The following is a 25613-nucleotide window of genomic DNA, read 5'->3' on the forward strand; positions in this document are numbered from 1 at the left end:
AAGAAGCACAATATGACCCAAACAGCCCTTCCTGGACTGGTTACTCCGCCGAAACTGCCGAAAGGCACACTGCGGATTGTTCCGCTAGGTGGACTGGGGGAGATAGGCCGCAACATGGCGGTCTTCGAAATCGACGGCAAGTTGCTGATCGTTGACTGCGGCGTACTTTTTCCCGAGGAAACGCAGCCGGGCGTTGATTTGATCCTTCCCGATTTCTCTTACATTGAGGACCGGCTGCAGGATGTTGTTGGCGTAGTGCTCACGCACGGCCATGAAGACCACATCGGTGCTGTTCCCTATCTGCTGCGCCTCAAAGCCGATATCCCCCTGATCGGCTCGCAATTGACGCTGGCTTTGGTGGAGGCGAAGCTCCAGGAGCATCGGATCAAGCCGTACACGCTGACTGTTACCGAGGGCCAGGTGGAACAGTTCGGCCCGTTCGAGTGCGAATTCGTCGCTGTGAACCACTCGATCCCGGACGCCTTGGCAGTCTTCATCCGCACCGAAGGTGGCACCGTCCTCCACACGGGCGACTTCAAGATGGACCAACTGCCCTTGGACGGCCGCATCACCGACCTCCGTCACTTCGCCCGCTTGGGTGAAGAAGGCGTGGACCTCTTCATGGCCGACTCCACCAATGCCGACGTTCCGGGGTTCACCACCGCCGAGAAGGAAATCGGACCCACCCTTGATCGACTGTTCGGACAGGCGAAGAAGCGCATCATCGTGGCTTCCTTCTCTTCCCACGTCCACCGTGTCCAGCAGGTTCTCGATGCCGCAGCCAAGCACGGCCGCAACGTTGCCTTCGTAGGCCGCTCGATGGTTCGGAACATGGCCATCGCGGCCAAACTGGGGTACCTGGACGTGCCCAACGGGATCCTGGTGGATATCAAGAACATTGACAACCTCCCCGATGACCGGGTGGTCCTCATGTCCACGGGCTCCCAGGGCGAGCCCATGGCGGCATTGTCACGCATGGCCAACGGCGACCACCGCGTGGTTGTTGGCCAAGGCGACACCGTGATCCTTGCCTCCAGCCTCATTCCAGGCAACGAGAATGCAGTGTTCCGCATCATCAACGGCTTGCTGAAGCTCGGCGCCGATGTCATCCACAAGGGAACGGCCAAGGTTCACGTTTCCGGGCACGCAGCTGCCGGTGAGTTGCTGTATTGCTACAACATCCTTGAGCCCCTCAATGCGATGCCTGTTCACGGTGAAACGCGGCACCTGATTGCCAACGGAAATATCGCGGAGGAATCCGGTGTGCCCTCCGATGGCATCATCCTCAGCGACAACGGCACTGTCATTGACCTGAAGGACCACAAGGCAAACATCGTGGGCCAGGTGGAGGTCGGCTTCGTTTATGTGGACGGTTCCAGCGTTGGTGAAATCACCGATGCTGACCTAAAGGACCGGCGCATCCTGGGCGACGAAGGCTTCATCTCCATCATCACGGTCATCAACCGGACCACGGGCAAGATTGTCTCCGGACCGGAAATCCATGCACGTGGCGTAGCGGAGGACGACTCCGTCTTCGACGAAATCATCCCCAAGATCAACGCCGCATTGGAAGAAGCCGTGCTCAACCATGCCGACCACACCAACCACCAGCTGCAGCAGGTGGTGCGCAGGATCATCGGAACGTGGGTGAACCGGAAGCTCCGCCGCCGTCCCATGATCATCCCGGTGGTCCTGGAAGCGTAGTCCACCGGCAACATGCATCCTGGGGGGCCGGAAATCCGCTGATTTCGGGCCCCCTTGGGGTAGCGTGGCAACCATGGCGACCCGTACTTCCTCCACGCCACGAGGTAGCTCCAGCAGTAAATCCGGCGGCACAGGCCGGGGCGCAGCTGCATCCAAAAGCAGCGCCTCCACTCCCAGGAACGGTCGGGGCAGCACTGCCCGTACCAAGCAGTCGGCCGCCGTCGAGCCCCATGCCCCACTTCCCCTGCGCATGCTGGCAGGTGCCTGGCAGGGTATTGGCCACGTCGTTGGCGCAGGAGTCCGCCGGATCGGATACGACGTCAGCGACCTCGATCCCGCCGATCGCCGCGACGGTGCAGCCCTGTTCAATCTCGTGCTGGGCATCGCCATTGCCACCTTCGCCTGGTGGGGCCTGACAGGGTGGCTGCCAGATGCCGTCTACAGCGTAGTCAATGGCACTTTCGGCTGGATATCGCTCGTTTTGCCCTTCATGCTTTTCATCTGCGCTTTCCGCCTCTTCCGCAAACCGCAGGATGGCCGCGGCAATAACCGCGTTGGCATCGGCTTCATGATCATGACTTTCGCTGGTTCCGGCCTGGCCCACATCATTGGCGGACAGCCCACCGTGGCTGATGGCTTCGACGGGCTGCGCAGGGCGGGTGGAATGCTGGGCTTCCTTGCAGCGTCTCCGCTTGCTGCCATTCATGCCGCGGTTCCTGTGATCGTGTACAGCCTGCTGGCTTTCGTGTCGGTGCTGATCGTTACCGCAACGCCGTTTGGGGCGATTCCTTCGCGGATCCGCTCCGCCTATGAGCATCTTATGGGCGTGGACCTCATGGACGCCGAGTCCGGCAAGGATGCCCACGACCGCAGCTACCTTTATGAAAACGGGGCCGTTGCAAAGCCTAAGAAGAAGCGGATGCGCTTCTTCGGCAAGGATGAGGATCCCGACGCCGGTTTGGAAGGTTACGTCGGTGACGAGGCCTTTGAGCACGCAATAGTCGACGACGACGAAACCCCCAAGGCGTCTGTGCCCCGCGTTCCGCCGGGCGTACGCCGCCCTACCCAAGCGGAGATAGCGGTCGGCAAGATCAAGGCCGCCCAGGGTTTGGGCGCCAGCCCCGGAATCGACAACCCCACAGAGGCAATTCCCGTCCTTACGCCGGAGATGACTGCGCCCACGGTGGCGCAGGTTCCGGCGAGGCCCGCTACGCCTCCGCCGCCGCCCACGCCGATCCCGCAGCGGACTGAACAGCTGTCCTTGGCTGGGGACGTCACTTATACCCTGCCTGCCTCGGACTTCCTCACGCCCGGCTCCATTCCGAAGGAGCGCACGGAAGCGAACGATGCCGTCGTGGCCGCCCTGACAGACACGCTGACGCAGTTCAACGTCGACGCCGCGGTGACCGGCTTCAGCCGCGGCCCAACAGTGACACGCTATGAAATCGAACTGTCTCCCGGCACGAAGGTGGAGCGCGTAACGGCGCTGTCCAAGAACATCTCGTATGCGGTGGCATCCAGCGATGTCCGCATCCTGAGCCCGATTCCCGGCAAGTCGGCCATCGGCATCGAGATCCCCAACACGGACCGCGAAACGGTGTCCCTGGGCGATGTCCTGCGGAGCCAGAACGCCCGGCGCACGGACCACCCCATGGTGATGGGTGTTGGCAAGGACGTCGAGGGCGGCTACGTCGTGGCAAACCTTGCCAAGATGCCCCACTTGCTGGTTGCTGGTGCTACCGGTGCCGGTAAGTCGAGCTTCGTGAACTCCATGATCACCTCGATTCTGATGCGCGCCACTCCGGACGAAGTACGGATGGTCATGGTGGACCCCAAGCGTGTGGAACTCACCGCTTACGAAGGCGTCCCGCACCTGATCACGCCCATCATCACTAACCCCAAGAAAGCCGCCGAGGCCTTGCAGTGGGTGGTCCGTGAAATGGACGCCCGCTACGACGACCTCGCCAACTACGGCTACAAGCACATCGACGACTTCAACAAGGCGGTCAGGGCAGGCAAGGTTACGCCTCCGGTTGATTCCAAGCGCATCATCAAGCCATATCCGTACTTGCTGGTGATAGTGGACGAGCTCGCCGACCTCATGATGGTGGCCCCGCGCGACGTCGAAGATTCGATCGTCCGCATCACGCAGCTCGCCCGTGCCGCCGGCATCCACCTGGTACTGGCAACGCAGCGACCATCCGTTGACGTCGTCACCGGCCTCATCAAAGCCAACGTGCCCTCCCGCATGGCATTCGCCACCTCGTCCGTCACGGACTCCCGCGTTGTGCTCGACCAGCCGGGCGCCGAGAAGCTCATCGGACAAGGTGACGCCTTGTTCCTGCCCATGGGTGCGTCCAAGGCGATGCGTGTCCAGGGTGCCTGGGTGACCGAATCTGAAATCCATAAGGTTGTGGAACACGTCAAAGGCCAGCTGCAGGCCGTGTACCGGGACGACGTCGCCGCCGAGGCCCCCAAGAAACAGATCGACGACGACATCGGGGACGATCTCGAGGTGCTGTTGCAGGCCACCGAACTCGTTGTCACCACGCAGTTCGGTTCAACCTCGATGCTCCAGCGCAAGCTCCGTGTGGGCTTCGCCAAGGCCGGTCGCCTCATGGACCTCCTTGAGTCCCGCGGAGTCGTGGGTCCCTCGGAGGGTTCCAAGGCACGCGACGTCCTGGTCAAGCCCGACGACCTCGCAGCTGTCCTGGCGGCCATGAAGGGGCAGGAATCGCCGGCCGCGCCCGACGCACACACGGCGGCCCTGAGCGATAACGCGAACTCAAATATCGCCGTCGGCGGTTATGCCGAAGACCTTGTGGCGGCGGACCTCGAAAACAGGACGCAGGCTGTTGAGTATTACGACGGCGCCGGCGCTCCGGATGACGAGGATGAGGGCGGCGAGGACGCGTGGTCCCTCACCGGGCGATAGCTTCAAATGACGGTGGCCTCTAAAGTCGGTCGCTTCAGAGACGGTAGCCTAGAGGAGTGACTACAGCCGAGGGTGACAACGCCACTTCCAGCAGCTCCGACGTCTGGAACCTCCCCAACATCCTCACGATGCTCCGCATCGTCCTGGTTCCGTTTTTTGTCTGGTTCATGGTGGCCGATGACAACCAGCACGGCCTTTGGCGATGGGCGGCCGTTGTGGCCTTCGCCGTAGCGATCTACACGGACAAGCTCGACGGCGACATCGCCCGCGCGCGTGGCCTCATCACCAACTTCGGCAAGATCGCGGACCCCATCGCGGACAAGCTGCTCATCGGTTCAGCCCTGGTGCTCTTATCGATCCTCGGGGAACTGCCCTGGTGGGTGACTATCCTCATCCTGGTCCGTGAGTGGGGCATCACGGCACTGCGGTTCTTTGTGATCCGCTACGGAGTCATGCCGGCCTCACGCGGCGGAAAGCTGAAGACAGTCATCCAGACGGTGGCCATCTTCCTATACATCCTGCCGCTCGAGGCGATCGCACCGTGGCTGGTTATGGTGGCCTTCTGGGTCATGATGGCCGCCCTCGCCATCACGCTGTGGACCGGAGTGGAATACGTCGTCCAGGCGCTCAGGCTTCGTGCCGCTGGCCGCCGCGCATGAGCCTTCCCGCAGACGCTGCCAAAGCGTCAGAACTGGCGACGGCGGCAGTCGCCCTGGCGCTCGGCAAGAGCCTTACCGTGGCTACGGCCGAGTCACTGACCGCAGGAATGGTGGCGGCCAGCCTTGCCAACACGCCCGGTGCGTCCGGAATGCTGCAGGGCGGCGTGATTGCTTACCAGAATTCCGTGAAAACCAACATGCTCGGCGTTCCTACCGACCTTATTGCCGCTGTTGGATCAGTGGATGGGGGAGTAGCTGCGGCCATGGCCGAGGGCGCCAGGCGGGCCTGTTTGGCCGACGTCGGAATTTCCACTACCGGCGTCGCTGGGCCGGAGCCCCACGACGGCAAAGCTGTAGGAACCGTGTTCGTTGGCGTCGCGACCCTTATGGGCAGCAATGCGTTTGAATTCACCTTTTCGGGGGACAGGCAGAGTATCAGGCAACAAGCCTGCGAGGCCGCGCTGGAGCGTCTGCTTGAAGCACTGGGAGGGGTTGGTTACCGTTCGTAAAGTAGCCGGGAACAAAAACTCATTGCCAATAGTTGTGTCATTGTGTCGCTTCGGAACAGCCGGGGCGCCTAGGATGTAGGAAACCACACCGGTCCGCCAGCCAGCGAACCGGATGAACGAGGGAGCAAGGCGATACAGATGGTAAAGCAGCCCGTATCCGTAAACGGCGTTGTCCGCTGGAAGGATGTGGGCTTGGCTGATCAGGCACAGAGCGAACAGAAGGAGCGCAAAATGGTTGTACTACGCCACGAAATCGGTGATGTACTGCGCGATGTCCGCCAGCGTCAGGGCCGTACCCTCCGCGAGGTCTCGCACAGCGCCCGCGTCTCACTTGGATACCTGAGTGAGGTTGAACGCGGCCAAAAGGAGGCTTCTTCCGAGCTCCTGTCCTCTATCTGCACCGCCCTGGACGTCCCGTTGTCCAGCATGCTCCGCGAAGTCAGCGACCGCGTGGCCGTTGCGGAGGGCGTAGCTGTTCCGGACACCGTTCCGCAGGAATTCTCCCAGCGCTACGGTCGCGACCTTGACCTTACCGACGACTTCCCGCAGGGCATGCTCTCCGGAGCCCGGTAAAGGGTCACACCAGGAATTATTATCAAGAAAGGTCCCCAGCCTGTGGCTGGGGACCTTTCGCGTGCGTGATGCTATGTGGACAAAAGCCGGCCTCGCAGTGGCGTCAGTCTTCAGAGGGATCGGCGGTGTCCCCGGATTCCGGATCCTTCAGCGTGGAGTCCTTGAGGATACTTTCGCCGTAGACGGCATTGAGTCGGCCCATGTAGTCGGCCAGGGTTTGGACATCCTCCAGCGGCCACTCACCGAGTCGCTCGCGGAACACCTGCCGTCGGGCGTCCTGGACCTGATGCATCTTCTCTTCGCCTTTTTCCGTCAGACGAATCGATTGAGCCCTGCCGTCCTGTGGATCTGCTTCTTTGTAGACCAAGCCGATGCTCTCCAGGAATGCGATCTGGCGGCTCACCGAGGGCTTGCCGACTCCGATGCACGAGGCGAGGTCTGTCAAGCGGATGGGGCCTTCGCGGCGGATGATTGTCAGCAGCCCATAGGCAGCGGGCTCCATGTCGGGGTGGACCTGGCGCGACAACTGGTGCGAGATTGAACGGGCGCGGCGCCAGAGCAGACTCAGCTGGTGTTCCACCTGCTGAAGGGCGTCGTCTACGTCGTCGCCTGGCACGGCCGCAGGAGGCGTGCTCTGGAGAGGATTGCTCATGGCAACCATTCTAGAGTCCGGCGCCGTGAGACACTCTATCCGTGAGGGCAAGTGACTTCTGGCGTTTGATGGACGATGAATTCGGGGCGGGCTATTCCCGGGTCCTGGCCAATTCCCTGGTGCTCGCCGGGGTGGGAGGACGGACTGCCGTGGAGGCGCTGGCTGCTGGCTACCAGCCACGCGAGGTCTGGCTGGCAATGTGCGAAGTCCAGGATGTCCCTCCGGAACGCAGGCTAGGCAGGGATATCAAGCCTGCAGCCAGCTAAGCCCGGCCACGTTTAGCCGAGGACTTCCAGCTCCCTGGCGGTGACACGCCGCTCCATTGTTCGAATATCTGTTCGGATGGGGATATGCTCCTGTGAGAGGAAAATTGATCCTGGAGGACGCGTTCCAAAGGCAATCGGAGGGCATGGTTATCCACATAGCCCACGTCGGCTTCAAAAAATGTCAGGGAGCCGTAATAGCGTCTGACATGACAGGAAAGCGGCCATTCAGGCCACTCCACAGCGAGAAAGCATCAGAGGTGTGAACCATGGCGGCAACCCCGGATCGTGAGAAGGCGCTCGAAGCAGCGCTTGCCCAGATCGACAAGCAGTTCGGCAAAGGCTCCATCATGCGTTTGGGTGATGACACCCGCGCCCCGATCGAAGTCATTCCTACCGGATCCATTGCGCTGGATGTCGCCCTTGGCATTGGCGGCCTGCCCCGTGGCCGCGTCGTTGAGATCTACGGCCCGGAATCCTCTGGTAAGACCACCGTGGCCCTGCACGCTGTAGCAAATGCGCAGCGCAACGGTGGCATCGCGGCGTTCATTGACGCTGAGCACGCCCTTGATCCCGACTACGCCGCCAAGCTTGGGGTGGACACGGACGCCCTGCTCGTGTCCCAGCCGGACACGGGTGAGCAGGCTCTCGAAATCATGGACATGCTGGTGGGCTCCGGCTCCCTCGACGTCATTGTCATTGACTCTGTGGCAGCCTTGGTTCCGCGTGCTGAAATTGAGGGCGAGATGGGCGATTCGCACGTCGGCCTCCAGGCGCGGCTCATGAGCCAGGCCCTGCGAAAGATCACCGGTCGCCTGAGTCAGACCAAGACCACCGCCATCTTCATCAACCAGTTGCGTGAGAAGATCGGTGTCTTCTTTGGATCGCCGGAAACCACCACCGGTGGTAAGGCCCTGAAGTTCTACGCGTCAGTCCGCATCGACGTCCGCCGCATTCAGACGCTGAAGGAAGGTGCCGACTCCGTCGGTAACCGAACCAAGGCAAAGATCGTCAAGAACAAGATGGCGCCCCCCTTCAAAATTGCTGAATTCGATATCATCTACGGCCAGGGCATCTCCCGTGAGGGAGGGATCATTGACATGGGCGTCGAGCACGGCATCATCAAGAAGTCCGGCTCGTGGTTCACGTACGACGGCGATCAGCTGGGCCAAGGTATGGAAAACTCACGGCGCTTCCTGCGGGACAACCCGGAGCTGGCTCAGGAACTCGAGCGCCTCATCAAGGAAAAGCTTGGCGTGGGTGTGAAGCCGGAGGCAGATTCCCCGAAGCTGAAGGCCGTTGACGGCTAGAACCGGGCCGGACCCGGAGTCTTCCGTCTCCGGGGATCCGGAGCCTGATCCCGAATCCGTGGCTCGCGCCATCGTCCTGCGGCAACTGACGATGGCGCCACGGAGTCGGCTGCAACTGTCCCGCAAGCTGGCCGAACGGAATGTTCCCCAGGACGTTGCGGAGGCTGTGTTGGACCGCTTCGAGGAAGTCCAGCTCATTGATGACGCCGAGTTTGCCAGAATGTGGGTGCGCAGCCGGTCCCAAAGCCGGAAATTGGCCAAGGGCGCTCTTCGCCGTGAACTGACGGAGAAGGGTATTGAGTTGGATGACGCCGAGGAAGCGCTCTCGCAGCTCAGCGATGAGGATGAGGAAACCGCCGCCCGCGAGCTTGTTGAGCGTAAGTTGAGGCCAGGCATCGATCTCTCGGACCGCGCAGAACGTGACAAGTACACGCGCCGGTTGGCATCAATGCTGGCCCGGAAAGGCTATGCGCCCTCCATGGCCTTTCGGATCGTCGGTGAGGTACTTGCCCAAGCCGGTACCCTTGAGTAGTGAGTTTGACCATTCCTTCCCCCTCAGCAGAAACCACGCCTTCAGCATCAGCATTGGCAGCCAATGCTGATGCCCAAGTGACGAATGCGCCTGCGCCGTTGGAACCGAGGACGTATCAGGTCCGGACGTTCGGTTGCCAGATGAACGTCCACGACTCCGAGCGCATGGCCGGCCTCCTTGAGGACGCCGGTTACGTGCCAGCGGAAGGCGAAGTGGCGGACATCGTGGTCTTCAATACGTGCGCCGTTCGGGAGAATGCCGATAACAAGCTCTACGGAAACCTGGGCCAGCTGCGGCAGGTCAAGGCAGCCAACCCCGGCATGCAGATTGCTGTTGGCGGCTGCCTTGCCCAGAAGGACCGGGAAACCATCGTCAAGAAGGCCCCTTGGGTTGACGCTGTGTTTGGCACCCATAACGTGGGAGCGCTTCCGGCTTTGCTGAAGCGGGCACGGCACAACAACGAGGCCCAACTCGAAATCCTCGAATCGCTGGACGTCTTCCCCTCCACCCTTCCCACCAAACGTGACTCCGTCTATTCGGGCTGGGTCTCCATTTCAGTAGGGTGCAACAACACCTGCACGTTCTGCATCGTGCCCTCCCTTCGCGGCAAGGAGAAGGACCGTCGTCCCGGGGAAATCCTGGCGGAAATTCAGGCCTTGGTGGATGACGGCGCGGTGGAAGTCACGTTGCTGGGCCAGAACGTCAACTCCTACGGCGTGGAGTTCGGTGACCGCCAGGCCTTCTCGAAGCTCCTGCGTGCATGTGGGGAAATTGAAGGCCTGGAGCGCGTGCGCTTCACCAGTCCGCACCCTGCGGCATTCACGGACGACGTCATTGATGCCATGGCCGAGACTCCCAACGTGATGCCCCAGCTGCATATGCCCCTGCAGTCGGGCTCGGACAAGGTCCTCAAGGACATGCGTCGCTCGTACCGGTCCAGCAAGTTCCTGGGCATCCTGGACAAGGTTCGTGATCGTATCCCCGATGCCGCCATCACTACAGACATCATTGTTGGCTTCCCGGGCGAGACCGAGGAAGATTTCCAGGCGACGCTTGACGTCGTGGAGAAGTCCCGGTTCGCCTCAGCCTTCACCTTCCAGTACTCCAAACGGCCTGGGACGCCAGCGGCCGAGCTACCCGAGCAGCTTCCCAAGGCAGTGGTCCAGGAGCGCTATGAACGGCTGACCGCTCTGCAGGACCGTATCGCCGCCGAGGAGAACGCCAAGCAACTGGGTCGCCGGGTGGAAATTCTGGTGACAGCACAGTCTGGCCGCAAAGCGGATGAAACGCACCGCTTGTCGGGGCGGTCCAAGGATCAGCGGCTCGTTCATTTCTCAGTACCTGCCGGAGCAGAAACCCCTCGGCCCGGGGACTTCGTCACCGTGACCATCACCGAGGCCGCTGCGTTCCACCTGGTCGCTGATCCTGCCGGCCCAGGGGATTACACGTTGCGGCGCTCACGGGCGGGTGACGCCTGGGATCGTTCCCAGGCAGATTCCTGTGGTGTTCCCACGCCGGGTGCGGCCTCGGGCAAGCGGGGCGTGTCGCTGGGCATGCCGTCGCTGCCTGTTCGCGGCGCCTGACTGCGTTTGCTTGAGAGATCGAATGGATCCCGCACATGCCGCGCCGCCGGTGATCGCCGTCGTCGGACCAACAGGGTCCGGTAAATCGGATCTGGGCGTCGAGTTGGCGCTGGCCCTCGATGGCGAGGTCATCAACGCTGACGCCCTGCAGTTCTACCGGGGTATGGACATCGGTACGGCCAAGATCCCCGTGGAGGACCGCAAGGGCGTGCCACACCATCTGCTGGACACAAAGGACGTCACGGAGGAAGCCAGCGTGGCGGACTTCCAGGCGGAATGCCGCGAAGTCATCAGTGACATCCACGGACGGGGCAAGCGGGCCATCATGGTGGGCGGCTCCGGTCTGTACGTGCGGGCAGCCCTGGATGTCCTGGAGTTCCCCGGCACGGACCCCGTCTTGCGAAAACAGCTTGAAGACGAATGGGAAACGTTTGGTCTGGGGCCGTTGCGGGCCCGGCTTGAAAAGGTGGACCCGGTCTCGGCAGACCGCCTTGGCGATGCCCGGCGAGTGATCAGGGCGCTTGAGGTCCATGGAATAACGGGCCGCCCGTTCAGCTCGTTCATGCCCCAACGCGAGTACTTCCAGCCAGCCGTGCAGATTGGTTTGTCCGTTGACCGGGAAGTTCTGCGGGAGCGGCTTGCACTCCGTGTACATCGGATGGTGGACGCGGGGCTGCTCCAGGAAGTGGATCGGCTTGATGCAGCGGGCCTGCGGCGGGGCAAGACGGCGTCGCGCGCCTTAGGCTATGCCCAGTTCCTCAAAGTGCTCGACGCTGAAGCCAGTGTCGCTCAAGCAGCCGAGGAGACCATTGTGGCCACGAGGCAGTTCGCGCGTCGACAATTGACATGGTTCCGGGCCGATCCCCGCATTGCCTGGCTCGATTGGCAGGATCCTGAGCTCGTGTCCAAGGCAGTGTCCCTGGCCTAGCCGGGGCTGGTACTGCATACGGCAATTTCTGGCCGAACCTGCCCGGCGGGTAGCCTAGTCCCATGGATCAAACCGCCGCAGTTCCCTCCCAGCAGTCCGCCGCTGCCGGTGCCTCCGCGCCCACTGCCAGCCTTTCCGGAATGGCGTTTTCCAAGGGGCATGGAACGGGCAATGATTTCGTCCTGATTGCTGATCCCGGTGATGTCCACGAGATCTCTCCCGAGCAGGTAGCACAGCTGTGCGACAGGCATCGGGGGATAGGTGGCGATGGCCTTATCCGCGCTGTCCCATCCCGCTACCTGCCTGAAGGCCGCGAACTGCTGGAGCAGGATGCTTCCGCGGAATGGTTTATGGACTACCGTAACGGCGACGGATCGTTGTCGGAGATGTGCGGTAACGGTGTCCGGGTCTTCGTGCATTTCCTCCTCGCCCAGGGCCTGGTTGAGCTCGGACCCGGTGAGTCCTTGACCATTGGAACGCGTGGCGGCATTAAGAAGATTGTGCGCACGGCCGACGGCTATGCCGTGGATATGGGCCCTTGGGAGTTCATCTTCCCGGCAGAAGCCCAAAGTAAAGCCATGGACGCCTTGGTGAGCGCCGACGGCCTGGAAGTGGCAAGGCCCGGACTCTCCGTTAGCATGGGCAACCCGCACACGGTTGTAGCGCTTGCTGAGCTCAGTGAGCTCGCCGCCACGAAACTGTTCACCGCTCCGGTAGTGGATCCCAAGCCTGCCAATGGCACCAATGTCGAGTTCGTGGTGCCCGCTGAACCGCTGGTCCACGATGGCGTGGGAAGTATCACCATGCGCGTCCACGAGCGTGGAGTAGGCGAAACCCAGTCGTGTGGCACCGGTGCGTGTGCCGCTGCCGTCGCGATCCGTCATTGGGCTGGCAGCAGCGCCCCCAATACCTGGCATGTCAACGTTCCCGGTGGCGTGGTGGATGTGAAGTTCTTCCCCGGTGAGGATGGCCGCGAACACGTTGAGCTCAGCGGACCGGCAGTCATTGTGGCTACTGGGACGCTTTCCTGACCCGAAGGATCCTGAAGGACTTTGAAGTGCTTTCGCGGGAGACCGTGAAGGACTTGTCCAATTCGTTGGCCAGCCAGCGTTGAAGGGAGTCCGAGCCCAGGTTCTTCTGGACCACCATCCATGCGTTGCCGCCCGGTGCCAGCCGGGGCAGCCACGTCAGGAGAAGCGAATGTAGTTCGTCCTTGCCGATGCGGATGGGCGGGTTGGACCAGATGGTGTCGAATTCGACGCCGGGGTCTACTTCATGCGGGTGGCTGGCAGTCACATTGTCCAAGCCCAGGGCAGCCGCGTTCTCGTTGGTCAGGGCGATGCAGCGCTCGTTGACATCCACGGCGTAGACCTTTGCCAGGGGTGCCATGAGCCCCATGGTGAGGGCAATAGGGCCCCAACCACACCCAATATCCAGCAGGTTGCCACGGGGCGAAGGCGGTGGAACCTCGGCCAAAAGTACCTTGGTACCCTTGTCCACACCGTCGGGGCTGAAGATGCCCGATGACGTCTGCACGTGACGGGTAGCTCCCGCGAGCTCCACAGTGAGGGGCTTGCGGGTGAACGGTCCGGCCGGTTGGGCGCTGAAATAGTGTGCAGACTCCATAATTTGCCAGATTAGTTGGCTATCGGCGGCTTGGGAAACTGCCACCAGTCGGAGTGGTTTGACACCGGGTGCTAACGTTGGGGGCATGTTCTTGATCTTTGAGTAATCAGCCCGAGCCGATGCAACACATCGGCCAGGCACCCGCCCGCGATGCAGGCCCCGCTTGGCACATCAGCCCAGCGCATGGCCATTCCGCCAGGCAGGTTCCGTCCGGCACAATCTGCATCTCCCGTTATTGGTGTTGCGGATGCTCAGAAGAACATGTCCCACCCCAACTGTCTCGAAGACAGTGGGCTCCAGCCATCTGTCTTTCGGTTGATGGCTTCTGGTGTGGCAATGGATTCTCCAGCAGGACAGGACCTCCCGCGGACCCACACGCTCGATCCCAGCACCACAGGAGGCCCTCTATGGCCGAAGCTCGTCAGCCCACCGCGAATACCGTCCCATTGGACACCAAACAGCACTATTCTGGATATGCCGAACAGTCTAAGGAGACCATGACCACCCAGAAGCACTCCGGATCCGATTCCGACGCCCAGGACATGAGTCCTGAACAAATCCAGGCCGTCATTGACCGGATTCTTTCCAAGGATGTACCCGCAGTGGCATCCGATGACAATGATGCCAAAGGTGTTTTCGGCAGGGCGCAAGCGATCTCCACGCTTGACCACGAACACAGCATTTACGACGGCGACCAGGAAGACCTGGCCGAGCGCCGTGCCCTCCGCCGTACCGCGGGCCTTTCCACTGAACTCGAAGATGTCACCGAAGTTGAATACAGGCAACTGCGCCTGGAGCGCGTTGTCCTGGCCGGCCTTTGGACAGAAGGCACTTTGGCTGACGCCGAGAATTCGCTTCGGGAACTGGCGGCCTTGGCAGAGACTGCCGGATCCGAGGTCCTTGACGGGCTGGTTCAGCGCCGCACCAAGCCGGACCCGGGAACGTTCCTCGGCTCGGGTAAGGCCCAGGAACTCAAAGACATCGTGTCCGCCACTGGCGCCGATACTGTGGTGGTTGACACCGAGCTTTCCCCGTCCCAGAGGCGCGGACTTGAGGACATTGTCAAGGTCAAGGTGGTGGACAGGACCACGCTGATCCTGGATATCTTCGCGCAGCATGCAAAGAGCCGTGAAGGTAAGGCGCAGGTTGAACTCGCGCAACTCGAGTATCTGCTCCCGAGGCTCCGTGGCTGGGGTGACTCCATGTCCCGCCAGGCCGGTGGCCAGGTGGGTGGCGCCGGAGCCGGCATGGGTTCCCGTGGTCCCGGTGAAACAAAGATCGAACTTGATCGCCGCAGGATCCGTACACGCATGGCCAAGTTGCGTCGGGAGATCGCCGCGATGAAGCCGGCCCGCGAGACCAAACGGGCCAACCGCCGTCGTAATGCCGTACCTTCAGTTGCAATCGCTGGCTATACCAACGCCGGAAAGTCTTCGCTCCTGAACCGACTGACGGATGCCGGGGTGCTGGTGGAAAACGCGCTGTTCGCCACCCTGGACCCCACGGTCAGGAAGGCGCAGACACCGGATGGCATCGGCTACACCCTTGCTGACACCGTCGGATTCGTCCGCTCGTTGCCTACGCAGCTGGTGGAAGCCTTCCGCTCCACGTTGGAAGAGGTTGCAGACGCAGACCTGATCCTGCACGTCGTGGACGCCTCCCACCCGGACCCGGAGGGGCAGATCGCAGCAGTACGTGCCGTCTTCACCGAGGTGGACGCCCGCAAGGTTCCAGAAATCATCGTCCTGAACAAGGTGGACGTCGCGGATCCTTTTGTGGTGGAACGCCTGAAGCAGAAAGAGCCGCGGCACGCAGTGGTCTCCACCCGCACAGGCCAAGGCATCCCGGAACTCCTGGAAGAGATCAGCCGGTCCATTCCCAGGCCGGGCGTCCGCCTCGAGGTGCTCATCCCGTACGACCGCGGTGACATGATCAACAAGCTGCACAACTCCGATTCGGAAATCCTGAGCCTCGAGCACGAGGAAAGCGGAACCCGTGTGGTGGCCATGGTCCGTGAAGGATTGGCCGCCGAGCTGGAGTCATTCGTCAGCCATGGTTGAGAAGGTGGCGGCGGACGTCGTCGAGTCGGTGGGGGAGAAGTTCACCCTCGAACTGTTGGACAAAGCTGTTGCTGGAATGGGCGGTCAAAGCCGTGCAGGCCAGCACGAGATGGCAAAACAGGTCACCAGGGCAATCGAGTCCGGTGAACATTTGCTCGTCCAGGCGGGAACGGGGACAGGTAAGTCCTTGGCTTACCTGATTCCGTTGATCGCGCATTCCATGGACAGCGACAAACCGACACTCGTGTCCACCGCTACGTTGGCCCTGCAGACTCAAATTGTGGGCCGGGACCTGCCCCGGCTGTTGGAAACCATAAGCCCGGCCCTTGAACGGCCCGTGAACGTAGCTCTCGTCAAGGGTCGGGCAAATTATGTCTGCCTGCAAAAGCTCGAAGGGGGCTTCCCCAGCGAGGAGCCGTCGGAAGGCCAACTGTTTTCCCTTGGCGAGGACACCAGCGTGCCGCATTTCGCAGCGGCCGTTGGGGGCCCGTCGTCGCAATTGGGCAAGGAAGTAGTACGGCTCCGCGAGTGGGCCGAAACGACCCCCACAGGGGACCGGGATGAACTAATGCCTGGCGTCACGGATCGTGCCTGGCGGCAGGTGTCTGTGACGTCAATGGAGTGCTTGGGAGCACAGAAGTGCCCACTTGCCGAGGAGTGCTTCAGCGAGCTGGCGCGCGCCAGGGCCGCCGAAGCCGACGTCGTAGTCACCAACCACGCCATGCTGGCCGTGAGCGCGTTTGAAGGACTCGCAGTCTTGCCTGAATATGACGTCGTGGTGGTTGACGAAGCCCACGAGCTTCAGGACCGGGTCACGGGGGCCGTTTCGGGCCAGTTGTCCGTGGCGATGGTCCATGCGGCCGCCTCGAGCGCCCGCAAACACACGGCCATCACCGTTGACGCCCTGAATGCTGCTGCGGACCGGCTGGATATGGCTATTGCCGGAGTCCCCAACGGTTTGCTGCCCAATGGGCTCAACGACGAACAACTTGACTGCCTGGACCAACTGCGGGATGCCACCCGCGCCGCGTTGTCGGATTCGAAGACTGACTCTTCAAACGCGGTCGACGGCGGTCGGCAGCTTGCGCGCTCCCGGCTCATGCTCATTCTGGAACTGTGCGAGAGGATGCTCGCCGCCAAGGAGAACCGTGAAGTGGTGTGGTTCTCCAGAAACAGCACCTTCGATCCCCAGCAGGGTTACTCCCAGCCGGATGAGACATCGCCGGCACTGATCAACATCGCCCCACTCAGCGTGGCGGGGAGGCTGCGGGAAGGCCTATTTGCAGGGCACACAGTGGTGCTGACTTCCGCGACGCTGGCAATTGGATCGGCGTTTGAGCCTGCAGCGGGCGGCCTCGGACTGATCGGGGACGGGGCGCCGAGCTGGACCGGCTTGGACGTCGGATCACCCTTTGACTATCCCAAGCAGGGCGTCCTCTACGTGGCCAAACACCTGCCTAAGCCCGGCCGCGGTACGTCGGCCGAGGCCCTCGATGAGCTCGAAGACCTCATCCGTGCATCCGGCGGGGGAGCCTTGTGCCTGTTTTCCTCACGGCGGGCGGCCGAGGAAGCCGCAGACGCCATGCGCCCGCGGCTGGATGTGGACATCCTCTGCCAGGGCGAATCCACCATGGCAGCGTTGGTAAAGCAATTTGCCGATGAACCGGACACCTGCCTCTTCGGCACGATGTCCCTGTGGCAAGGCGTTGACGTCCCTGGTGGTTCATGCCGCCTTGTGGTGATCGACCGCATTCCGTTCCCGAGGCCCGACGATCCGCTGATGACTGCACGCTCGCGGGCCGTTGCGCAGTCCGGGGGCAACGGGTTCATGGCGGTGTCGGCTACCCACGCGGCAATTCGCCTTGCGCAAGGCGCAGGGCGCCTTATTCGCTCTACCGCCGACAAAGGTGTGGTGGCGGTGCTGGACTCACGGCTTTCCACCGAACGGTACGGAGGGTTCCTGCGCGCCGCATTGCCACCGTTTTGGGCGACGACGGATCGCAACGTGGTGCGCGGCGTTCTGGAACGCCTGGGCACAAAGAAAACGTAGGCGAACGCCTTAGAGGGAACGCAGGACAGAGACGACCTTGCCCATAATGGTGGCTTGGTCTCCCAGAATCGGTTCGTACTGCGTGTTCTGGGGCAGCAGCCATGTGTGTCCGTCGCGCTGGCGGAAGGTTTTCACTGTGGCTTCGTCGTCCAGGAGGGCGGCGACGATGTCGCCGTTGATGGCGTCGTTCTGTCGCCGGACAACTACCCAGTCACCATCACAAATGGCGGCATCGATCATTGAGTCGCCAGCGACCTTCAACATGAACAGTTCGCCGTGGCCCACCAACTGCCGGGGCAAGGGCAGGACGTCCTCAATGGTCTGGTCGGCGAGGATTGGCCCGCCGGCTGCAATCCTTCCCACCAAGGGCACCATTGCGGTGTCGCTGGCACTGGCCAATTCCGTCACAGCGAGTCCACCTGCGCTGCGCAGTGTGGTGGCCGCTTCCACGCCGGGAATCGTCCCGCCATCAAGCGTCAATGGCATGAGGACTTCCATGGCGCGGGGGCGCTTGGGATCCCTCCGTAAGTACCCGAGCTTTTCCAACTGCGAGAGCTGGTGCGTGACGCTGGACAGGCTTGCGAGACCAACGGTGTCCCCGATTTCGCGCATACTCGGCGGATACCCGTTGTCATTGACGGACCGCTGAATGGTTTCCAGTATTTTCTTCTGCCGGACAGTCAGGCTTTTGGGACTCTTTTGAGGCTGCTGGCTCCGCAGGGGTACCCCGCCGCCGGTGGCTTTCGCTGCCATGTTCGCCAATGCCCTTCCGTTCCGCCCGGTCACGATCCGAAGTGTGCCCGGGGATGGTCGGGTCTGAAAAATGTCAGACCCTCCTGTTCCACTGAAACAGTGCCTGTTTCTTCACTCAAACCTAGGCCAGGCACAGGCGTTTATCAAACATTCGTTCTAGCGAGTCTCGACACCGTTCGTTGATAAGTGCTAAAAATGTCATAGCAAGTTTCGAATATGTGTTCTATAAACGCGGACCATCGGCTGGATGTTCGAAGAAAGTGTTCGAACATCCGGACGTTGATCCAAGCGAACACAAGGAATTGGCAGCCGGCAACGGGCATCCGATGCAGGCAATCGCTCAGAAGGGCTCAGCTCATGTCCGCAATCTCAACGTTCCACGAATTCCGCAACACCCCGGCGCCTACGCGTCTCCGGCTTACCCGGCGCGGCAGGATCGTCTTCTTCGGCATCCCTGCCATGCTGCTCCTTGCCGCACTGCTGAGCCTGGCCGGCTTCATCAACTCTCCCGCCAAAGCCTCGGATACGCGGGCCCAGTTGCAGCCGCCCGTTGCTGTCACGGTTACTGTCCAGCCCGGGCAGTCCCTGTGGGGCATTGCTGGTGCGGCCGCTCCTGAGCGCGACCCCCGCGATGTCATCGCGGAAATCATCCAGTTGAACGACCTCCGCGGAGGACGCATCCAGCCGGGCCAGCAGCTTTTCGTTCCCGCCAACTAAACGGTCGGCCGGGTGCGCAAAAAGCGCCTCCGGCGTCACAGTTACTCCGCAGTCGCACTGGCACCTTAAACTGTCTTGGTGAGTGACCAGCTTGAGCGACTTGACCGACTTCCCCTCCGGACCAATCTGCGTGGACTGAGCCCGTATGGCGCACCGCAGCTTGACGTCCCGATTTTGCTCAACGTCAACGAGAACACCCATGGCGTGCCGGCAGATGTGCAAGCGGCGATCACCGAGGCCGTTGCTGCCGCGGCTACTGGCCTGAACCGGTATCCTGACCGCGAATTCACGGAACTCCGTGAATCCCTGGCGGATTACCTCGGACACGGGCTTTCCGCGGACAACATCTGGGCCGCGAACGGCTCCAACGAGGTCCTGCAACAGATTTTGCAGGCCTTTGGTGGCCCCGGGCGCAAGGCATTGGGTTTCCCTCCCACGTATTCCATGTACCCGTTGCTTGCCAGTGGCACCGACACCGAGTATGTCCGCGGCGTTCGTGCTGATGACTATGGGCTGGACGCAGCTTCTGCTGCTGCCCAGGTGAAGGAGACTGGCGCAAATATCGTCTTCCTGTGCTCTCCGAACAACCCCACTGGCACCGGACTGGGTTTGGACGTGGTCGAAGCCGTGTACGAGGCGGGCGAGGCGAGCCAAGCTATCGTCATCGTGGACGAGGCCTACCACGAGTTCGCGCACGACAACACACCAAGCGCACTGACGCTGCTTGCCGGACGGGAGCGCTTGATCGTTTCACGCACCATGAGCAAAGCCTTTGCCCTGGCTGGTGCCCGCCTGGGTTACATGGCCGCCGCACCTGAGGTTGCGGATGCCATTAGGCTCGTCCGGCTGCCGTACCACCTTTCAGCAGTCACGCAAGCCACCGCTTTGGCAGCCCTCAACCACCGCGAAGCGCTCATGGCTGACGTCGAGGACATCAAGGTCCAACGCGATCGCATTGTGACCGAACTCCTTCGAATGGGACTCAAGCCCTCGGCCTCGGACTCCAATTATGTGTTCTTTGGCGGTCTGGAGAACCCGCACGCCATTTGGCAGGGGTTGCTGGAGGCGGGTGTCCTGATCCGCGACGTCGGAATTCCCGGACACTTGCGGGTGACTGCCGGAACGGAGAAGGAAACAACGGTCTTCCTTGAGGCCTTGGAAACCCTCCTGGGCAGCCCGGCGTCCCAGCCCAACTAAACTTGTCAATAGACCCACCCCACCCTTCGTGTATAAGGACGTCCCAATGAGCGAAACCGGCGCCACGCCGTCCGCTGCCCGCACTGCTCGCATGGAGCGCACCACCAGCGAATCCTCCGTCCTGGTGGAAATCAACCTCGATGGCACCGGTGTCTCGGATATCAGCACCACGGTTCCCTTCTATGACCACATGCTGACGGCGTTGTGCAAGCACTCCCTGATTGACATGACCGTCAAAGCCACCGGGGACACCCACATTGATGCGCATCACACGGTGGAGGATGTCGCCATTACTTTTGGTGAGGTCTTGCGCACAGCCTTGGGCAACAAAGCCGGCATCCGCCGCTTCGGCGAAGCAACGGTTCCCTTGGACGAGGCCCTGGCGCATGCCGTCGTGGACGTTTCCGGACGCCCGTACCTGGTGCACGGAGGGGAACCTGCGGGACAGGAGTACCACCTGATCGGGGGGCACTTCACGGGCTCGCTGACACGCCACGTGTTTGAGGCAATCACGTTGCACGCAGGTATCTGCCTGCACATGAATGTCCTTGCTGGCCGCGATCCGCACCACATTGTCGAAGCCCAGTTCAAGGCCTTTGCGCGCGCTCTTCGCTCAGCAGTTGAGTCGGATCCTCGCGTCGAGGGCATTCCGTCAACCAAGGGGGCGCTGTGAGTGGACAAATTCTGAAGAACGGCGCCGTTACCCACGCTTCGGCCGCCGTCAAGCCGGAGTCGCCCGAGGGTAAGCCCACCGTTACCGTGCTGGACTACGGTTCGGGAAACGTTCGTTCCGCCGTTCGCGCCCTTGAACGTGCCGGTGCCCAGGTGGTCCTCAGCGCCAAGCCTGAAGACGTGCTGAACGCTGACGGGCTGCTGGTCCCGGGCGTGGGTGCTTTTGAGACGGTGATGAAAGAACTCAAATCTGTGGATGCCATCCGCATGATTGGCCGCCGCGTCGCCGGTGGACGGCCCGTCCTGGCAATCTGCGTGGGCCTGCAGGTCCTCTTCGAAGCCGGCGTCGAGCACGGTACCGAGTCCGAGGGCATGGCCGAATGGCCGGGCAAAGTTGAACTCCTTCCGGCCCCCGTGGTTCCCCACATGGGATGGAACACGGTGGATGTGCCCCAAGGATCCAAGCTTTTCGCTGGCGTCGAGCAGGAACGCTTCTACTTCGTGCACTCCTATGGCGTGCAGGAGTGGAACTTCGATGTCGTCCAGCCCCGGATGGCCCCACCGTTGGTGACCTGGTCCGAGCACGGTGCACGCTTTATCGCTGCCGTTGAAAACGGCCCCCTATGTGCAACCCAGTTTCATCCCGAGAAATCCGGCGATGCCGGGGCGCGGCTCCTTCGTAACTGGGTGGACGGACTCCGGAAACCCGGATCCAAGGCGGCACAGGCTCCGGCATCGGACGACAGTAGCGCAGCCTAAATGTGGTCGGTAGTGCTTATGGGCCTCGCCGGTGTGCTGGTGGGCGGAGGCATTTCCTTCCATCAACAGAAGAAGCCCTTGTGGGTTTCCGTTTCTTTCTATGTGCTGGCGGGGATGTCCCTGTTGGCCGCCTATCTCCTGACGCTTCCAGGCAACTGAACGCCGCGCGTCCCCAATCAACTCCTAGGACCCACATGACCACCTCCGCCCAGTCCGTTCTGGAACTCCTCCCTGCCGTTGACATCGTTGATGGCCAGGCAGTCCGCCTGCTGCAAGGTGAGGCTGGCTCGGAAACCAGCTATGGAACGCCCCTTGAAGCTGCCTTGAACTGGCAGAACGCCGGTGCCGAGTGGGTGCACATGGTGGACCTCGACGCCGCCTTTGGCCGCGGCAACAACGCAGACCTCATCAGCGAGGTCGTGTCCCAGCTCAATGTCAAGGTGGAGTTGTCCGGCGGTTTGCGGGATGACGAGTCGCTGGAACGCGCCCTGGCGCTGGGGGTTGCCCGGGTGAACCTGGGCACAGCGGCACTGGAAGACCCGGAATGGACCCGCCGTGCGATCGACCGCTTCGGTGACAAAATCGCCGTCGGGCTTGATGTTCGCGGAACCACCTTGGCTGGACGTGGCTGGACGAAGGAAGGCGGGGACCTCTGGGAGGTCCTTGCCCGTCTGGAGGATGCCGGCTGTGCACGCTACGTTGTCACCGATGTCACCAAGGATGGAACGCTGCAGGGACCGAACGTGGACCTGCTGCGCCAGATGGTTGAGAAGACGGGCAAGCCGGTTGTTGCCTCGGGCGGTATCTCCAGCCTGGAGGACCTTCGGGTGCTGCGTGAACTCGTTCCGCTGGGCGTTGAAGGCGCGATTGTGGGCAAGGCGCTTTATGCCGGTGCCTTCACTCTGCCCGAAGCCCTGGACGTTGCTGGCCGTCGCTGATGCCTCAGCCCGAAACGCACAACGGCGACAGCCCGGACAAGGGTAACGCTGTCCGGCGTGAACTGCCGGGGCACATCGCCGCCGCCCTGGCCGGCGCCGGGGGAGCCACCGACTCTGCAGGGCAGCCTTGGGCCGGCCGCAGCCTGAGCGGTGACGACGCCAAGATCCACAACTTCGAGGACGACGACGGCACTGCCGATGCCGGTTACCTCGCCGCCATTGCGGCACTCGTGGAGGGAACCGGTGGTGAAGCCGACGTTGTGGCCTCGCTCGCTACGGCCAGGGTCTTCGTCCCCGTAGTGGCCCAGCTCGCAGAGGAGGCCGAAGGCGTTGATGGGCTGCACTTGGACAAGCAGGCCGATATGGCATTGGTCACACTTAAGGCGCCTGATGGCCGGAAGGCAATGCCCGTGTTCACCACGGCTGCTGCTCTTGAAGCATGGCATTCGGAGGCGCGGCCAGTAGCTGTTTATGCGGCGAGGGCGGCCCTTTCAGCCGTTTCTGAAGGCGCACAATTGTTGGTCCTGGACCCCGGTTCAGCGTTCACGTTCGTGGTTCGCCGCCCCGCGATGTGGGCGCTGGCCCAGCAGCGGGACTGGACGCCGTCATACCTTGATGATCAACTGGAGTTTGCTCTCGCTTCACAGGCCCAGGCCTTTCCGGCGGTGCGCCGGTTGGAAACGCAGCCCGGTGGCGGTGTCGCCTCCCTGACTGCGGACGGTCGCACGGTTCCCGGCGGAGGTGCCGGCCCGGAACTGCGGATAGTGCTCTTCCTTGAGGACGGACTGGACGCAGCTGCCGTTCAATCGCTGGTGGCTGGCTTGAATGAGGCGTGGGCGCAGGTGGAATCGTTTGCCGAGGGCGTCGACTCCATCGAAGTAAAACTGCACCGCGCGGCACAGGAGCCTGGGCGGCACTAACGGCAGTACCCGTCCACCGGGGACCGCCCCGGGGGAACAAGAGGATTTAGCCAGTGAACTTCGCTCTCTACAAAGAGATGCTGTCCATCCGCCCTGTCCGGCGGCTCCTGCTCGTGGGAATGGTTGCCCGCATTCCTCATTCGGCGGCTGGCGTGCTTCTGACTTTGCACATCGTCCTGACGCTGGGGGAGGGCTATGCTGCCGCGGGTGCTGCTGCCGCCGTCATGACAATTGGCATTGCCTTGGGGGCACCCTGGCGTGGTCGGCGGGTGGACATGGTAGGACTGCGGAAGGCCCTGATCCCATCTGTCGTTTCGGAGACAGTCATCTGGACGATCGTTCCGCACGTCCCGTATGCGTGGTTGCTTCCCTTGGTCTTCGTGGGGGGCTTGTTCACCCTGCCGATCTTCAGCGTGGTCCGTCAGTCGCTGGGCGTCATGGTGGATGGAGACCAGCGGCGTTCGGCGTTTGCGCTCGATTCCATCGCAACTGAGCTTGTGTTTATGATCGGCCCCGCTGTTGGCGCGATTGTTGCCACGAGCGGCTTCTCGGCCGTAGGACTCACGGCGGTAGGGGCCTCTGTCTCCGTGGCTGGCCTGTTCCTGATCTGGTTCAATCCACCCACCCGGACTGAAAGCACCTGCACCCCGGAGGAATCTGCGGCACGTGCCGCCGCGGACCTTGCCGCTGCCGAGGCGGCCATGGTGGCCTCTGCCCCAGGCCATGTGCAGGAGGCAGCGTCTGAAATGGCGCCGACGGCCACGTCCCGCACGGCCGGCCTCCGGAACCGCGTAGCCCGTAACTTCACCTGGTTTACGGTTTCCGTTGCGGCTCTGTTCGCCGTCGCTGCGGGATCTGGGATGGTACTCAGCGGTTCGGACGTCAGTATTGTTGGCCTGCTGGAGCGCGGTGGTCACCAGAACCAGATCGGCATCGTCTTCTTCTTCTGGTGTGCGGCATCTGTGGTGGGCGGGCTGATCTACGGAGCCATGAATCGTCCGGTCTCTCCCATGCTCCTGTTGTTGGGCATGGCGGCACTCACCATCCCGATGGGTTTCGCCCACGACACATGGACCCTGGCCGTGCTCTCGATTTTCCCGGGCCTTCTTTGCGCTCCCGTGCTGTCGGCCTCCTCGGAGAAGGTGGCGGACCTTGTGGATGAGGAACGTCGCGGCGAGGCGATGGGCTGGTACGGTTCCGCACTAACCGCCGGAATTGCGCTGGGGGCGCCTCTTGCCGGGATATTCATCGACACCGTGGGCCCATCGGGCGGCTTTGCCGCCGTCGGGTCAGCAGGGGTCGTGCTCTGCGTCGCTGGCTTCATCCTCATGTCCATGCGACGGCGCGCCGCGCGGGTGTAGTTCCAGCGTCGGGAAATTCTTCAGCGCGAATATTCCCTGCGCGATTCCCTGCGCGAGTGGCCCAGTGCGAATATTCCAACTGCCATTAACGACGACGGCGGCCCGGCCACCTGTGTGGCTGGGCCGCCGTCGGAAATTCTTGCGGCGGTTCCGGGCTAGTTCACGGGTCCGGTGAACTTCTCACCTGGGCCTTTGCCAGGGGCGTCGGGGATAAGGGAAGCCTCGCGGAACGCCAGCTGGAGGGAACGCAGCCCATCACGCAAGGGCCCGGCATGCTGGGAGCCGATTTCGGGGGCAGCCGCCGTTACCAGGCCGGCCAAAGCGGTGATGAGTTTGCGGGCCTCGTCGAGGTCTTTGAGGTCTTCTGCGTTGGGGTCGTCGGCAAGGCCGACTTTCACAGCGGCGGCGCTCATCAGGTGGACCGCGCCGGTGGTGATGACCTCTACGGCCGGAACTTCCGCGATGTCGCGGATCTGCTGGGAAACCCCGGCGTCGGCGGCGGGGGCTGTGGCTGTGTCCTCGGAGTAGGAGTTGCGCGGATTGCTGTCTTCAGTGCTCATACTGGTAAGCTTGTCATAGACCGACTGGAAGTCGTTATTCGCATTAAATGCTCCCGCCCGTGCAATGTGCGCTCGGCGGGTTATTTCTGTAGAATTGATTTTCAGTTTGCAAGCGGAGTTCTCTCCCACCCGCGTCAGCCGTTTCCCTTCGGGGACAGGATTCCCTCAGGGAACAAGAGGTTGCCGGGTACAGGTCGGACACACGGAGGCGCAGCCTCCCGAGTGCGTGCTTCCCCTTCAAGGGAACACATCCGATCCTTGAGGCCTTCGATTGCACCAGCAATTGGAGGCCTTCTCTATTTGCCGGTGAAACTCACCACAACCACAGGAGCTTTAACATTAGCGAGCCAAG

General features: G+C 62.1%; 25 protein-coding genes. 21 read left to right on the top strand and 4 right to left on the bottom strand.

The annotated features are described in order from the left end of the window. Positions 1–12: 12 nt before the first annotated feature. The 5 genes from ACZ5G6_RS08245 to ACZ5G6_RS08265 all read left to right on the top strand — a co-directional run bounded on the left by ACZ5G6_RS08245 (position 13) and on the right by ACZ5G6_RS08265 (position 6380). A complete protein-coding gene (locus tag ACZ5G6_RS08245; RefSeq protein WP_223936574.1) occupies positions 13–1704 on the top strand; it encodes a ribonuclease J in 1692 nt (563 codons plus the stop codon). A 73-nt stretch (positions 1705–1777) separates the two neighbouring features. Further along, positions 1778–4639 carry an FtsK/SpoIIIE family DNA translocase gene (locus tag ACZ5G6_RS08250; protein ID WP_498690694.1) on the top strand — a complete coding sequence of 954 codons (2862 nt, stop codon included), beginning with the start codon at positions 1778–1780 and terminating at the stop codon, positions 4637–4639. 56 nt (positions 4640–4695) lie between these two features. Beyond that, on the top strand, positions 4696–5298 hold the full coding sequence (pgsA, locus tag ACZ5G6_RS08255; protein ID WP_223936576.1) for a CDP-diacylglycerol--glycerol-3-phosphate 3-phosphatidyltransferase: 603 nt from the start codon (positions 4696–4698) through the stop codon (positions 5296–5298). After that, positions 5295–5807, top strand: a complete 513-nt coding sequence (locus ACZ5G6_RS08260) for a CinA family protein (protein WP_223936577.1) — start codon at positions 5295–5297, stop codon at positions 5805–5807. The genes pgsA and ACZ5G6_RS08260 overlap by 4 nt, the downstream gene beginning before the upstream one ends. Positions 5808–5945: 138 nt before the next feature. Then, positions 5946–6380: a helix-turn-helix domain-containing protein gene (locus tag ACZ5G6_RS08265; RefSeq protein ID WP_223936578.1), complete on the top strand. Its 435-nt coding sequence runs from the start codon at positions 5946–5948 to the stop codon at positions 6378–6380. A gap of 103 nt (positions 6381–6483) precedes the next feature. Here ACZ5G6_RS08265 and ACZ5G6_RS08270 read toward each other — a convergent pair whose 3' ends face one another. Continuing rightward, positions 6484–7041 carry a MarR family winged helix-turn-helix transcriptional regulator gene (locus tag ACZ5G6_RS08270; RefSeq protein WP_498690696.1) on the bottom strand — a complete coding sequence of 186 codons (558 nt, stop codon included), beginning with the start codon at positions 7039–7041 and terminating at the stop codon, positions 6484–6486. Between the two features lie 32 nt (positions 7042–7073). Between ACZ5G6_RS08270 and ACZ5G6_RS08275 the strand changes: the two genes are divergently transcribed. The 6 genes from ACZ5G6_RS08275 (at position 7074) to dapF (ending at position 12679) form a co-directional block, all read left to right on the top strand. After that, positions 7074–7298, top strand: a complete 225-nt coding sequence (locus ACZ5G6_RS08275; RefSeq protein ID WP_223936580.1) for a DUF3046 domain-containing protein — start codon at positions 7074–7076, stop codon at positions 7296–7298. A 266-nt stretch (positions 7299–7564) separates the two neighbouring features. Then, on the top strand, positions 7565–8605 hold the full coding sequence (gene recA / locus ACZ5G6_RS08280) for a recombinase RecA (RefSeq protein ID WP_223936581.1): 1041 nt from the start codon (positions 7565–7567) through the stop codon (positions 8603–8605). Further along, positions 8595–9137: a regulatory protein RecX gene (locus ACZ5G6_RS08285; protein WP_223936582.1), complete on the top strand. Its 543-nt coding sequence runs from the start codon at positions 8595–8597 to the stop codon at positions 9135–9137. The genes recA and ACZ5G6_RS08285 overlap by 11 nt, the downstream gene beginning before the upstream one ends. Continuing rightward, complete coding sequence (miaB, locus tag ACZ5G6_RS08290) at positions 9137–10720, top strand: tRNA (N6-isopentenyl adenosine(37)-C2)-methylthiotransferase MiaB (RefSeq protein ID WP_223936583.1); 1584 nt, start codon at positions 9137–9139, stop codon at positions 10718–10720. The genes ACZ5G6_RS08285 and miaB overlap by 1 nt, the downstream gene beginning before the upstream one ends. Before the next feature lie 22 nt (positions 10721–10742). Next, on the top strand, positions 10743–11648 hold the full coding sequence (gene miaA, locus ACZ5G6_RS08295; RefSeq protein WP_498690701.1) for a tRNA (adenosine(37)-N6)-dimethylallyltransferase MiaA: 906 nt from the start codon (positions 10743–10745) through the stop codon (positions 11646–11648). A 62-nt stretch (positions 11649–11710) separates the two neighbouring features. Continuing rightward, positions 11711–12679, top strand: coding sequence for a diaminopimelate epimerase (dapF, locus tag ACZ5G6_RS08300; protein WP_498690703.1), 969 nt, complete (start codon positions 11711–11713; stop codon positions 12677–12679). Here the strand turns inward: dapF and ACZ5G6_RS08305 are convergent. Further along, entirely contained in the window at positions 12660–13274 is a 615-nt protein-coding gene (locus tag ACZ5G6_RS08305) for a class I SAM-dependent methyltransferase (protein ID WP_498690705.1), read from the bottom strand. The genes dapF and ACZ5G6_RS08305 overlap by 20 nt on opposite strands. A 497-nt stretch (positions 13275–13771) precedes the next feature. Here ACZ5G6_RS08305 and hflX point away from each other — a divergent pair, with 497 nt between their 5' ends. Both hflX and ACZ5G6_RS08315 read left to right on the top strand, forming a co-directional pair. Next, positions 13772–15334, top strand: a complete 1563-nt coding sequence (hflX, locus tag ACZ5G6_RS08310; protein WP_498690706.1) for a GTPase HflX — start codon at positions 13772–13774, stop codon at positions 15332–15334. After that, entirely contained in the window at positions 15327–17384 is a 2058-nt protein-coding gene (locus ACZ5G6_RS08315; protein WP_498690708.1) for an ATP-dependent DNA helicase, read from the top strand. The genes hflX and ACZ5G6_RS08315 overlap by 8 nt, the downstream gene beginning before the upstream one ends. A 9-nt stretch (positions 17385–17393) precedes the next feature. Here ACZ5G6_RS08315 and lexA read toward each other — a convergent pair whose 3' ends face one another. Continuing rightward, the gene (lexA, locus tag ACZ5G6_RS08320; RefSeq protein WP_223936589.1) at positions 17394–18137 is read right to left on the bottom strand and encodes a transcriptional repressor LexA; all 744 of its coding nucleotides are present in this window, start codon (positions 18135–18137) and stop codon (positions 17394–17396) included. Positions 18138–18494: 357 nt separating this feature from the next. Here lexA and ACZ5G6_RS08325 point away from each other — a divergent pair, with 357 nt between their 5' ends. The 8 genes from ACZ5G6_RS08325 to ACZ5G6_RS08360 all read left to right on the top strand — a co-directional run bounded on the left by ACZ5G6_RS08325 (position 18495) and on the right by ACZ5G6_RS08360 (position 24701). Continuing rightward, on the top strand, positions 18495–18854 hold the full coding sequence (locus ACZ5G6_RS08325; RefSeq protein WP_223936590.1) for a LysM peptidoglycan-binding domain-containing protein: 360 nt from the start codon (positions 18495–18497) through the stop codon (positions 18852–18854). 78 nt (positions 18855–18932) lie between these two features. Further along, complete coding sequence (locus ACZ5G6_RS08330; protein ID WP_498690710.1) at positions 18933–20051, top strand: histidinol-phosphate transaminase; 1119 nt, start codon at positions 18933–18935, stop codon at positions 20049–20051. Between the two features lie 46 nt (positions 20052–20097). Then, positions 20098–20724, top strand: a complete 627-nt coding sequence (gene hisB, locus ACZ5G6_RS08335) for an imidazoleglycerol-phosphate dehydratase HisB (RefSeq protein WP_223936592.1) — start codon at positions 20098–20100, stop codon at positions 20722–20724. Further along, positions 20721–21482, top strand: a complete 762-nt coding sequence (hisH, locus tag ACZ5G6_RS08340; protein WP_223936593.1) for an imidazole glycerol phosphate synthase subunit HisH — start codon at positions 20721–20723, stop codon at positions 21480–21482. The genes hisB and hisH overlap by 4 nt, the downstream gene beginning before the upstream one ends. Beyond that, a complete protein-coding gene (locus tag ACZ5G6_RS08345) occupies positions 21483–21641 on the top strand; it encodes a CG2302 family histidine operon protein (protein ID WP_216925244.1) in 159 nt (52 codons plus the stop codon). It abuts the gene before it with no gap. A 35-nt stretch (positions 21642–21676) separates the two neighbouring features. Beyond that, entirely contained in the window at positions 21677–22420 is a 744-nt protein-coding gene (gene priA, locus ACZ5G6_RS08350; RefSeq protein ID WP_498690714.1) for a bifunctional 1-(5-phosphoribosyl)-5-((5-phosphoribosylamino)methylideneamino)imidazole-4-carboxamide isomerase/phosphoribosylanthranilate isomerase PriA, read from the top strand. Beyond that, entirely contained in the window at positions 22420–23340 is a 921-nt protein-coding gene (locus ACZ5G6_RS08355) for an SseB family protein (RefSeq protein WP_498690716.1), read from the top strand. The genes priA and ACZ5G6_RS08355 overlap by 1 nt, the downstream gene beginning before the upstream one ends. A gap of 53 nt (positions 23341–23393) precedes the next feature. Beyond that, on the top strand, positions 23394–24701 hold the full coding sequence (locus tag ACZ5G6_RS08360; protein WP_498690717.1) for an MFS transporter: 1308 nt from the start codon (positions 23394–23396) through the stop codon (positions 24699–24701). A gap of 155 nt (positions 24702–24856) precedes the next feature. Here the strand turns inward: ACZ5G6_RS08360 and ACZ5G6_RS08365 are convergent, their stop codons facing one another. Beyond that, positions 24857–25261, bottom strand: a complete 405-nt coding sequence (locus ACZ5G6_RS08365) for a DUF1844 domain-containing protein (RefSeq protein WP_223936597.1) — start codon at positions 25259–25261, stop codon at positions 24857–24859. Positions 25262–25613: the final 352 nt, after the last annotated feature.

This window comes from Arthrobacter sp. TmtSoilC51, from assembly GCF_055388015.1.